The organism is Paenibacillus sp. A3 (assembly GCF_001399685.1).
Lineage (GTDB): Bacteria > Bacillota > Bacilli > Paenibacillales > NBRC-103111 > Paenibacillus_G.
In genome coordinates, this window is record NZ_JTHN01000012.1 from 16,746 (window position 1) to 29,285 (window position 12,540).

Consider the following 12,540-nt stretch of genomic DNA (forward strand, 5'->3'; position numbering starts at 1 on the left):
ACCTCCAACTGAATGATGGTATTACTTTATATACTTCAATCCAACCGAATCTACATATATGGTACCTGAAGCATTATCCGCCACACCTCTTAGCAAGGCATAGACTCGAGCATGCGTGGCATTCCGAGGGACAATACCATTTGTCGACAAAGGAACATACCCCCCGTTCGTAATAGAACTGCTCTCCGTCACCGTTGCTCCCACAAACTCGGTTCCGTTGAAGTAATCGACGTATAACTGAACCTTGGCGTTGATCAATTGTTCTACATTGAAGCTTCCGATTACATTTACAGCTTTACCCGGTTCAACTTTCACGAGCTGGCTTACGCCAACTATCCCATTATTAGCTATGCCAGTTCCCGCAACCTTCTGTACACGTGATCCGGCTGAAATCCGTATCAGCTCAAAATTAGGGTTAGCTGCACCCCAGATTGATTTGCCCCAGCCATCCGCCACTCCGTCATTTTGGGTATAAACTTCAAATTTTCCATTGGTTACGAGATCGCCTTCTGTGGCGTATTTAAGATTCATCATATCGACGTATATCGTCCCGGAAGCTTCAGCCGAAGTGCCACGTACAAGAGCATGTACAACCGCATAAATGGTGTTGGGCGGAATGATTCCATGTGATGAAAGAGTAACAAATTCCCCGTTTGTCAAAACGTTGCTTTCGGTAACATTTGCTCCGGTAAAACCACCGGTTGCATTGAAGAAATCAACATATAACTGGACCTTCGCATTGGTAAGCTGTTCAATATTAAATCTTCCACTGACTTGAAACGGCTTATCCGGGTCTACCCTTACCGCTTGGCTTACCCCAACTGCTCCGTTGTTCTCTATTCCGGATCCGGTTATTTTTTGAACCCGTGCCCCGGATGCCGAACGAATTAACTCAAAATTAGATGCCCGGGCGCTCCATACGGATTTGCCCCACCCATCCGCTGCTCCATTATATTGGGTCGATGTATCGAAACCTCCATTAGCAAGGAAATTAGGCTCCGCTTCGTACTTGAAATTCATCATGTCGACATACATCGTCCCGGAGGCGCCGTCGGATGTTCCGCGAATAAGGGCATAGACAAGTGCGTATCGGGTATTGGGCGGAACGGTGCCATTCGATGATAGTGTGACGTAACCACCTTGAGTAATGACATTACTTTCAGTCACACTAACTCCGGTAAATCCGTTAGGGCCACTAAAATCCACATAGAGTTGAATTTTGGCATTGGAGAGCTGTTCAATATTCATACTTCCACTGACTTGAAACGGTTTTCCCGGTTCCACTACCACAAGCTGACTCACTCCGGTAGCGCCATTATTGGCTATTCCTGAGCCGGTCACCTTCTGAACACGTGCCCCAGAGGGGAGTCGTATTAATTCAAAATCGGAGGTATTGGTGCTCCATATGGATTTCCCCCATCCGTCCGCTACTTCATTGTTTTGGTTCGACTTGTCGAAGCTTCCGTTGGAAAGCAAATTCTCTTCCGATTCATAGCTGAAATTCGTCATATCCACATACATCGTCCCAGATGCGCCATCCGATATGCTGCGAATAATGAGATAAACTTTAGCGTATAGCGTATTCGACGGAATTACGCCATTAGCCGAAAGGGTTACATATCCTCCATTTGTAACATTTTGGGTTTCAACAATGCTAGCCGTTCCAGTAAAACCAGAATCATTATAAAAGTCAACATATAACTGGACTTTGGCATTAGACAGCTGTTCAATATTAAATCTTCCACTCACATGAAAAGACTTGTTAGGTGATACTCTTACTACTTGACTCACTGCAACGATTCCGTTATTTTTTATGCGGGAACCGCTGATCTTCTGCGAATTTGAAGTGGGTGTAAACGGAATTACATTAAAATTGGACTCTTCTGCCGACCATATTTCTTTCCCCCACTTATCAGCAACCTCATTATTTCCGCCGGACATATCGAAGCTTGGATTCATTAAGAGGTTATTTGTTTTATTTTTTCTGATAAGATTACCTTGTTGATCATATTGATACTCAATAGCACCGTTTGAATCTACCTTTTCCACCAGTTGCCCTTTTGTATCATATTGATAGTTTGTTTCTCCGTTTGCCGCCATTGATGGTAAAGAGCATGCTATCATAAGCATGACGCATAGTAAAAACGATATGAACCTTTTTGACATAACTACCTCCCAGTACGTTCTTCTTGGATGTTGGACTTGAAATATTGAAATATTTTCCCTGCTAAATTATACCTTTGACAGATGATGTCTGTATATAGCGATTTATGTAAAAAAAATATATCAATCTTCTGACTGACCGACTATTTTCATCACCCAGCGGAAGCATTTAAAACACAAAAAAGCCGCAACACGAGCAAATAACCTCGCATTGCGGCTTTCCGTATCTTACCTTTAAACCGAGGCCCGGCTTTCCTCCTGGCTTGCCAGCAGCGCCTGTTCCAGATCGGCCAAAATGTCGCCGATCGATTCCGTGCCAACAGACAGACGGACTAGGCCCGGGGTAACGCCTGCGGCGAGCTGCTCCTCCCCGGAGAGCTGCTGGTGGGTCGTGCTCGCCGGATGGATGATCAGTGATTTGGAATCGCCGACGTTGGCGAGATGGGAGAACAGCTTCACGGCGTTGATCAGCTTTTTGCCTGCTTCGACGCCTCCCTTGACCTCGAACGTGAGGATCGCGCCTTGGCCCTTGAGCAAATATTTACGCGCCAGCGCGTAGGACGGATGACTCTCCAGTCCCGGGTATTGCACCGAATCGACCGCTTCGTGCTTCTCCAGAAAGCGGGCGACTTTGAGCGCGTTGGCGCTGTGGCGCTCCATCCGCAGGTGGAGCGTCTCAAGCCCCTGCAGCAGCAGGAACGCGTTGAACGGCGACAACGTGGCTCCGAGATCCCGCAGCAGCTGCACTCTGGCTTTGATGATATAAGCGATCGGTCCAACCGCTTCGGTAAAGACGAGGCCGTGATAGCTCGGGTCAGGCTGCGTCAGCCCCGGGAACTTGTCGTTCGCGGTCCAATCGAACTTGCCGCTGTCGACGATAACGCCCCCGATCGATGTGCCGTGACCGCCGATAAACTTTGTGGCCGAATGGACGACGATATCCGCGCCGAACTCGATAGGCTTCAGCAGGTAAGGGCTCGGAAACGTATTGTCCACGATGAGCGGGATGCCGTTCTCGTGAGCGATGCGGGCCACCGCTTCGATATCCAGCACGTCCCCTTTCGGATTGCCGATCGTCTCGGCGTACAGCGCTTTCGTCTGCGGCGTAATGGCGGCGCGGAAGTTTTCCGGGTCGGACGGATCGACGAACTTCACTTGAATGCCCAGTTTCGGCAGCGTGGAGGCGAACAAGTTGTACGTGCCGCCGTACAAGCTGGTAGCCGAGACGATCTCGTCACCGGCGGAGGCAATGTTCAGGATCGAGTACGTGATGGCCGCTTGTCCGGAGGCCGTCGCCAGCGCCGCAGCCCCGCCCTCCAGCGCGGCAACGCGCTTCTCGAAGACGTCGGTGGTCGGATTCATAATCCGCGTATATACGTTGCCGAACTCTTTCAAGGCAAACAAGTCCGCTGCGTGCTCCGTATCCCGGAAGCCGTATGAAGTCGTCTGATACAACGGGACCGCCCGGGAGAACGTCGTCGGATCGATTTCCTGCCCGGCGTGAACCGCCAAAGTTTCGGGTTGCCATTGATTTTCGTTAGCCATCGTTTTCATCCTCCAAGGTTTGAGATAGTATGAGTTAATATGCAAAAAAAGAGACACAACGGCCCGCGCATTGCGATGATGAATGCGGGTTCGTCATGCCTCCGGCAGTCCGGTAGACAAATTCCGATAGGTTTAATAGGTTATCGGGTGTTGATGCTATTTTAACAGGAGATTCTTGCCAGCGTCAACTTAAAAATTTTCGAGTTGCTTCCTCCGCCATTTGATGCTACATTTTAGTAAATCGCCTTGATTTTGTAATCTCAACCATCCAACCAGCCCACCATGCCCCTGGAGGCTCCATGTATTCGACCGTACCCGGAAACGTGACTTGGCCGAATAATCATGGAGTCTTTTTATTTGGGAATCAAATTCAATCGTATGGGAGTGATCGAACGATGTCCACCTTAAACGAATTTCTGGTTCAAAAACGGGAAGCGAGCCTACAGCGCAACGAGCAAGCTTTGAAGCAGCCGGAAACGGCCAGGCAGGCGATTAAAGCGAATGTGCGTGCCGCCGGGCGAAGCGGGGTGCGCGAAATCCGCATCCGCGATTTTCAGATTATTAGCGACAGTCCGCCGGACTTTGCCGGGTACAATCTCGGGCCGACTTCGCCGGAGATTCAACTCGGCGTGCTCGGTAGCTGCTTGACGCATATCACCTTGATTCAAGCCGCCGAACGGGGCGTGTCCCTGGAATCGCTGGAGGTGGAAGTGACCGGGGAGCAGCACGCCTTGGCCGGTCAGCCAGGCTTCGAGCATGTCCCGATCTACCCGCACAACATCCGGTATAAGCTGCACATTGTCTCGTCGGAATCGGAGCAGACGATCGCCGAGCTTCATGAGGCGGTGGAACGGGTATGCCCGATTTTTCACCTGCTGAAAAATCCGCAAGACGTCGAAGGCGTCGTCATCCATACGGCTCCGGAAAACGCGCAAAGCTAAGCTGGTTTCCTTCCTGTAAAAAAAGCGGCGTCCCGCAAGCATACAACGCTTATGCCCGGGACGCCGCTTCTTATGCTGCCCAATTGCTCCTTAGTTTGCGATTTGGGCCAGGAAATTCTTCTCTACCAGATCGAGGTCGGCCTGATTGACCGCGCCGTCTCCGTTGATGTCCGCCGCCTCTAGAGCTTCCGGCGTCGTCTTGTTGATCGAAACGCCCACGGTTACCGCATCGTAAATGTTGATTTCCGCGTCGGGATACACGTTGCCTCCCCGCATCAAGCCTTCCTTGCTGCCTCCGTTGCCGGGCGCCGCCAAGTTGCCGAGGTCGGCAGCTTTTCTGTCCTGTACGATGACCGCCGCTTTGACCGGGATGCAGTGCTTCAGATTCGCCGTTACCGTGTAAGACCCGGCAGTCAGATTTGGAATCGTAAAGGAGCCGTCGGCCGAAGCGGTAATTTTGGTTTCTTTGCCGCTCGCTTGGTGCTTCGCCGTAATCTCGATGGCGCTCTGTACGCTGCGGCCCTCGGCTTTCACCGTGCCTTTCACCGAGCCAGTTTGGCCGCCCGATCCGCCTGCCGGAACAATATCGGTCAGGGAGCGGGGGTAAATCTCCCGCAGACTGCTCCAAACGGAGCTGCCGCCGACGATGTCAAATTTGTTCTGCTTCCCCTTGGGAAGCTTTTGCAATTCGGCAAGGAACGTCCCGCCCTTCGTGGGGGAAATGACGACGACTTCCGTCCCTGTATCGTCCGTGATCCGGATACCGCCGTTGCCGCCGCTGTAATTGCTCGTGATCCACACGTTTCGCACGGCGATCAGACGGCCCTCGTTCGATTCCGCGACTTGATCCAGCTTAAGCTCCAGCGGAACCGGCGTCGGAATCCGGTCTTGGTTCAGCTTCTCGATCCTTGCGTTCTTAAACTCCAGATCCCCGTAAAACTCCTGTACGTTGCCGTCCACCTTCACCTCTTGTCCGACCTGCAGATCGGCGGGGATTTTGCCGTACAGATGAATGCCGCCTGTCGTATCCTGAACGAACGCATGATCCGGCGCAAGGACGGCCGTCAGTTCGCCGACCACTTGATACGTCGTGTCCGGATTCCAATTGCTGCGAACCTCCGCGATTGTTTTGAGACTTCCAGTCGAGCAGTCCGTCGCCGGATTATGGTTCGGGTCCGCAGGGTCCGCCGGGGTATAGCCTGCCGATCTGGGTTCCAGCTTGTCGTAGCCGAAAAATACCCGGTTCTCGAACGGAATTTCATTGTACCGCTTCGGGACGTAATATTTCTTCGTTTGCGAATCCCCGACATACCGCTCCATGCAGCCCGCCGCCCGGTACTCGTAAGGCAGCTTGCTAAGCGGCTGGCCCGGATTCCAGATCCCTTTGCCTTCCAGCGAAGCTTCCTTCGCCGCCGCCCCGTAGTCCGCGAAATATTTCATGTTCGGGTAAATGTAATAGTTGATCGCCGCTCCGCGCTTCAGCATTTCTTTGTTCACGTCCAGATTGTCGCTTTTGCGGTACACGTGCGCCAGCAGGCGGCCGTAACCGTCCACTTTGACTTGGTCCAGCTCCAGCTTCACGGCCGTTCCCGTCGTAATCAGCGATTGGAGCACTTGCGTGGCTTGATCGCCGAAGGGCGTCTGCGCCGTTTCCGGGGTATCGATATTGAGCATGCGCACGATATGCACCGACTTGCCGTCTACCGTCAGCGACGGGCTAAAGTTAAACGTGTCGCCGTCGGAAATATGCGTGACCGTAACGTCGAACGTATCGCCGCCGCTGCTTTGCGCGCTGACGGCAGTCAGGCCGCTTTCCGCTTTGCCGGCCACGGTTGCGGACACGTAGACGGTCTGGAGCTGCTGCGCGCTGTTGTCGAAGGTGACGGCGAAAGCGCCGTTCCCATCGGCCGTCCCGCTGCCAAGCTCGGCTCCTTTGGCCGCGTTGGCGTACAGCTTCACGGTGCTCGAAGCCGGAACGGAACCGCTGCTGCCGCTTAACCGGGCAGCCACCGGCGTCCGGTTGTCGAACGTCAGCTTGACTGCCGCCGGAGCGGTCGTCTGCGTGCCCCCGCCGGGTTGCGCCGGCACGATATCCGCTTCTCCGCGCGGGAAAATTTGCTTGGTCGACCGGAACACAGAGCTCGCTCCGACGATATCGAATTTTTGGGACGGGTCCTTCGGCAGATTTTGCAAATAAGTTCTGAGGTCCGGCTGGTCCAGAGCGAAGATGACCACCGAGTTGTTTCCGTCCGTCACCTTCACGCCGCCGTCGCCGCTGTTGTAATCCTCGGTAACCCAGACGTTCTTGACCTTGACGAATTGGCCCGCATTGGCTTCGCCGACCTGATCCAACGAAACCTCCAGCGGAGGGGGCGTCGGGAATTGGTCTCCCGGCAGCTCAGTCGTGGTAAAAGGAAAAACCAGCTCCAGCTCGTTGTTGTAATTTTTGATCCTGCCGGTAATATCGATTTCCGACCCCAGACGCAGCCTGGCGGCGTCATAGCCGTAAATCCGCAGCCCTGCCGTCCCGTCGTGAATAAAGGCGTTCGACTTGGGATAAACCGCCGTCACCTCGCCCCGGACGGTGAACTCGACGCCCGGAGGAAGCTGGCGCGCTTGCGCAATGGAGATCGTCCCGGAAGCGGCAGCCGAGACAGTCGGCTCGGCCGCAGGGGAAACGGAGGATGCGGAAACTTCCGCATTCCCCGTCCCGGCAAAGCCGGAAAGCAATAAACCTGCACCGAGCACGGTGTTCAACATGGCGCGCGATACGGTTGTCCAAACGTTTTGGCGATTCGTATTCATCGTTTTCGTTCCTCCGTCGGCGTTAATTGATATACCCTGCGTAACGCAGCAGTCGTTTCAGCATGACGGCCGCTTGCGCCCGGGTCGCATGGCTGGCCGGTTCGAGCGTCGATTCGGTCATGCCATTCATGAGCCCCGTATCCAGCGACTGGCTCAGCGCTTCCTTGGCCCAAGAACTTACCGCTTGCTTGTCCCGGAAAGCGTCCAGCGCAGCAGCAGCGTTGCCGGCTTTCGGCGCGCTGCCCGCCGCCTTCAAGGCACGGGCGATCATGACCGCCATCTGCTCCCGGGTGATCTTCGCCCCAGGCTGGAATGTGCCGTCCTCGAAGCCTTCGATCAGTCCCGCTTTCACAGCGGCGCCGACCGCGCCATAGAACCAGTCGCCGGCCTGCACGTCTTTGAACGGCGCAGCCATTTCGCTTAGCGGGAGTCCGAGCGAACGGACAAGCAGCGAAGCGAATTCGGCGCGCGTCACATCCTTGTCCGGCGCGAAATGCTCTTCCGACGTCCCCTGCACGACCAGCTTCGAAGCCAGCAGTTCGACGTCGGCTTGCGCCCAGTGTCCGGCCGTATCCTGGAACGTCTTCCGGTACTTGATCACGCCGTAGGCGCTGTTCGTCGGACTCATCAGGACCGCCGTCGGCTTGCCGCCAATCGTCTGCGTTACCGTCGGGACGAACACCGGTCCGTTTCGCTCGAAGCGTACGCCGGTAAGCTGGTTCGAATCCGGTTCGGCAATCGTAAACATCCGTTTCACCATCGTCCCGTTGAATTGGTCGACGACTCGCGATTTGACCCCGCCTTCTACCGTTACCGTAAACTCCACGGCGTCGGACAGCAGCGACATGCCTTTCAGGCTGGCCTTCAGCTGCTCCAGCGGCGCGCCCTTCACGGCTGCCATCGTCAGTGTCAGCTTCATCTGCTTGACGTCCGCCCCAAGCTCGCGGGCGATCGCTTCATAGCCGATCTGGCCGATCGGCAGCTCATACCGGACCGCCCCGGCTTCCAATGCAATGACCGCCTTCGGCGTATCGGCTGCAGCCTTCATGAGAACGCCGACCGGGAGCTGGAGCCGGACCGTCGCTACCGCTGACTCCACAGCTATCGTAATCCGCTGCGCAGCGGCAGCCGCATCCTTCAATTGCCCGAGCGCCTTGCCAAGCGCCTCTTCGTCTACCGTCACCAAGGTCGACGTGACGCCGCCAGCGAGCGTTTCCTTCGTCGTGCGAATGTAGGGTTGAGGCAGAACAATTCCGTGTTCCGTCATCTGGAAAGAGACCGGAGCTGCCGGTCCGCAGCACGCGCCGTAGCTCGTACCGCCGGACAAAATGCTTGTTGTCGTGAAGCTCTGCTTCAGCTCGTCGCTCCAGTTGCCTGCGGCATCGCCCGCGCGGACCGTAAAGGTATGCGTCGTACCCGAGGACAGTCCGGTCACCTCGTAGACATGACCGGTCACCGTCGCAAGCAGCGTCGTGCCTTGATACAGCCGGTAGGCCGTTACAGCCGTATTATCCGACGCCGTCGGCCACTTCAGATTCACGCTGTTGACGCCGATGGAAGTGGCTTCAAGCTTCGCTCCCTGCGGCCAGCGAGGCGCTTCCGTGTCAGGCCCGCCGGAACCTGCCAGCGTGGTCACCATCACAGCCGGTCCGCCCGTGCTCCAGTGGCCTGCCGCATCGCCTGCCTCCACCGTGAACCGGTACGTCGTTCCGCTCTTCAATCCGCCCAGCGTCCATTCCGTTTGGGTTCCCGGCACGAGCGCCGCTTCCTGTTTCACCGGACCATAGACCGCTCCGGCGACGCTCAAGCCTGTTCCCCCGCCGTACACGCTGCGGGTCACGCTGACGTTCGTCCATTCTTCCTTCCAAATTTTGTAGCTGCTTACAGCCGTATCGTCCGATGCCAGCGTCCATTTCAGCGTCACGGCGTTCGACGTGATGCCGTTTGCCGTCAGCTTCGCATCCGGCGTCCAGACCGGCGCTTGCGTATCGGGTCCTGCCGGTTTTACCTTCACGAGCAGCGGACTGCCCGCAAGCTCAAACGGAAGCTGCCAGCTCGCCGGATCGCCCGACGGATAGCCGGCCAGCCTCACTTCTTCCGGCTTCAGCGCGATACTCGTCTCCCCGATTTGATTCGTTGCCGGAACGAACGTGATCTCGGCAATCGACGCCGGTTCGGAGCCGGATACGCCGGACGCGCCCCCGCGAAGCATCGAGGCAAACGTAATGACGCCCTGCGACACCTCCGCCTGATTGTATACCTGCTGCGTCACGGTTGAGCCAAACAACGAGCCTGTCCGCACTTGAACGCCCGGCTTGCCCGGATCTTCGTCCTGCACGCTCAACCGAAGCGGATCGTAAGCCAGCTGGAATTGCGCGCCGTACACGTCCGTGTACTCGTCCACGTTCACCCGGACGGTAAACGGCTGTCCGGCCCGTACTTCTTGCGCCGAAGCAGCTAAAGAGACGGTCGCTTTCCCGGCGGCAGCCCCCGGGACAATCGTCACGCTTGCAGGCCCCGACACGTCCGAGCGGATCGGGAGCGTGTTCGTTCCCCGAGGCGCAGCGGCCAGCTTGACCCCGTCCGCCGGAATGTCGATGGCGGTCGCACCGGGTGCTCCGATGGCTCTGAAGCGAATTTTCGCGATCGAGACCGCTTGATTTCCGCTCAGCCCCGCCGCTTCGCCGCGCAGCGTACCCGCAAACGTCAGGATGCCTTGCTCCAGACGAGCCGGATCCTGATTTAAAAAGAACGCCGCCGAATGTCCGTTCCACAACTCGCCGCCTTGAATCGGCGTCGGTTCCGCCAGCCTCAGCTTAGCCGGATCGAACTTGATCTGAAGTTGGGCACCGTACAAATTGGCGTAATTCGCCACCCGCACCTCCGCTTCGAAGGTGCGGTCTTTGCCTACCGTGCCGCCCCCGGGCAAATGCAGGGAGACGGCTGCCGACGAGGCCGGTGTCTGCGACACGGCGGTCGGATCGCTTTCCGCTTTCCCCGCTTCCGTGGCAGTAACATAAACCGTCTGCACCGCAGCCGGAAGCGCCAAGCTAAAGGCGCCGTCGGCGTCGGCCGCCGCGGTCCCAAGCAGCTCCTGCTTGTCCGGCAGCTTGTAAGCCTTCACGACCGCCGCTCCCGTCACGGCTCCCTGCACTCCCGTCAAGGAAACGCCGCGGAGGGCCAGCTTGTCCGCCAGCGGCTGCGCCGATTGGGCCGGAGTGCCCGCCGTGGCAAACGACCACTTGATTTCCCCGGCGTTCGCATTGCCCGCCACATCCTTCACGGCCTGCACCGGAATCGTAACGGTGTACGTTTGCTGCGGAGCAAAGGCCGCATGCGCCACCGTCAGCTCGCGCTCCTGTACCGCTGCCGTCACCCCGCCTACAGGCAAGCCGCTGCCATCGGCAATGGCAATCCCCGAAAACGCCGGGCCTGCCAGAACCGCTTCGTCAAACGTCACCTTGACTACGGCATCGACTGCGACGTTCGCCGCCCCATCCGCAGGGACGGTCGTTACGCGGGCAGGCGGCGTCGTATCCGCCGCATCGTCGCGAATGTCCAACTTGACCGGTTCGACGTAGGTGTCGACGGCCGTGTTTGCCAGCTGCTTTTCGCTGTTTTTGCCCCAGCCCGAGAACGTGCCGTCCGATTTGGCGGCCAGGACAAAGTTCGTCGTTTCGCTGCCGGAGAGGGAAGCTACTTGCTCCAAAAATCCCGCTCCGCCTTCGCCCTTCACTTGCAGCGCATACGGGCTGCCGAAATGAAGATCGTCCTCTACTTCGCCGATCCCGAGCATGCCGGAGCTCGAATCCCCCCAAGACCATACCGTGCCGTCTTCCTTGACGGCATAGCTGGTAAAGCCGGCGCCCGTTACCGCCTTTGCCTGCCGCAACGGCTCTCCCCCCGGAAGCTTGACCTGCACCGGGGCAAGCGAATCCGTCTTCGAGCCGTCGCCAAGCTGCCCGCTGCTGTTCGTTCCCCATGCCCATACCGTGCCGTCTTCCTTGACGGCAAGCGCATGATAGCTGCCATGGCCGATCGCCTTCACCTGATCCAGCCCTTGGACCTTAAGAGGCGTTGCGCTCGGCGACGGCAGGATGTAAAAGCTGCTGCCCCATTGAAGCACCGTCCCGTCGTTCTTCAGCGCAAGCGCAAAATCGCTTCCGGCCTCGATCCTGACGATGCCGGACAGCGATCCTTGACCGGTTTCACCCACTACCGGTGTGGGAGTCGCCGACTGGAACGTATGTAAAAAGCCCCACTGCCAGATCGTTCCGTCTTTTTTCAGCGCCAGAGAGAAGGTGCTGCCGACGGCGATGTCCGCCACATCGGTCAAAAAGCCTTCTCCCCCCGGTCCCTTCACCTGCTGCGGGACATTGGTTTCCCTCGTCTCGGAGCCAAGTCCCAGGGCCCCGGTCTCGTTGCTGCCCCAAGCCCATACCGTTCCGTCGCTTTTCACCGCGAGCGTATGGTTTGCCCCCATGCTGACAGCGGCCACGTCCGAGATCCCGTTCACCTTCACGGGCGTCTCGTAGATCGTGTCTTGACTGCTGCCCAGCCCGAGCTTGCTCGAATTTTGTCCCCAGGCCCATAAGGAGCCGTCCTTCTTCACGACGAAGCTGGACCGGTCCCCGGCCTCCGCCGCTTTGCGCAGGAGCGCCTCAGGGGCGGCAAGTACCGCTGACAGCGTCCATCCGAAGGACAGCAGCACGAAAAGTGCCGCCACCAGAACGAACCCCGTGCGCGACCAAGCCTTTTTTTGAAATCGAATGGTGTTCAAGCGTCATAGCTCCTTCCGCATCATTTTCCATCGACGGCAGTTAATGTTGAGTTCGTGACCTGCTTTGACCCGCTGCGGCACCTCCTTGCAACAAAAAAATCCCCGAAACGCCAATAAACATTGGTCGTCTCGAGGACTTTGTCGCTCCAATACGTATCATTATAGCATCGCATCCGGGAACATATGTAAACGGAGTGTTTGACGAATTGTAAGATTTTATGTAGAGAAAAGGAAAGCAGGGGACGTTTTCATCCCCTGAGCTTGTTGAGAAACCTGCTTCGCGTAGAAAAATTCTCTGCATATGCC

The 12,540-nt window shown here is 56.8% G+C and carries 5 protein-coding genes; 1 reads left to right on the top strand and 4 read right to left on the bottom strand.

All coding sequences use genetic code 11. The features are described from left to right. Positions 1–21: 21 nt before the first annotated feature. Entirely contained in the window at positions 22–2,166 is a 2,145-nt protein-coding gene (locus QJ48_RS01490) for an RHS repeat domain-containing protein (RefSeq protein WP_054971898.1), read from the bottom strand. A 231-nt stretch (positions 2,167–2,397) separates the two neighbouring features. After that, positions 2,398–3,708, bottom strand: a complete 1,311-nt coding sequence (locus QJ48_RS01495; protein ID WP_054971899.1) for a homocysteine synthase — start codon at positions 3,706–3,708, stop codon at positions 2,398–2,400. Positions 3,709–4,103: 395 nt separating this feature from the next. Here QJ48_RS01495 and QJ48_RS01500 point away from each other — a divergent pair, with 395 nt between their 5' ends. Further along, entirely contained in the window at positions 4,104–4,649 is a 546-nt protein-coding gene (locus QJ48_RS01500) for an OsmC family protein (protein ID WP_054971900.1), read from the top strand. Between the two features lie 90 nt (positions 4,650–4,739). Here QJ48_RS01500 and QJ48_RS01505 read toward each other — a convergent pair whose 3' ends face one another. Together QJ48_RS01505 and QJ48_RS01510 are read right to left on the bottom strand one after the other, a co-directional pair. Beyond that, complete coding sequence (locus tag QJ48_RS01505; protein ID WP_054971901.1) at positions 4,740–7,454, bottom strand: thermonuclease family protein; 2,715 nt, start codon at positions 7,452–7,454, stop codon at positions 4,740–4,742. A gap of 22 nt (positions 7,455–7,476) precedes the next feature. Then, on the bottom strand, positions 7,477–12,234 hold the full coding sequence (locus QJ48_RS01510; RefSeq protein ID WP_054971902.1) for an S-layer homology domain-containing protein: 4,758 nt from the start codon (positions 12,232–12,234) through the stop codon (positions 7,477–7,479). Positions 12,235–12,540: the final 306 nt, after the last annotated feature.

Bases quoted from the DNA above. Each gene is read 5' to 3' on its own strand.
- QJ48_RS01500 (WP_054971900.1), top strand. From the start codon at position 4,104: ATGTCCACCTTAAACGAATTTCTGGTTCAAAAACGGGAAGCGAGCCTA.
- QJ48_RS01505 (WP_054971901.1), bottom strand. From the start codon at position 7,454: ATGAATACGAATCGCCAAAACGTTTGGACAACCGTATCGCGCGCCATG.
- QJ48_RS01495 (WP_054971899.1), bottom strand. From the start codon at position 3,708: ATGGCTAACGAAAATCAATGGCAACCCGAAACTTTGGCGGTTCACGCC.
- QJ48_RS01490 (WP_054971898.1), bottom strand. From the start codon at position 2,166: ATGTCAAAAAGGTTCATATCGTTTTTACTATGCGTCATGCTTATGATA.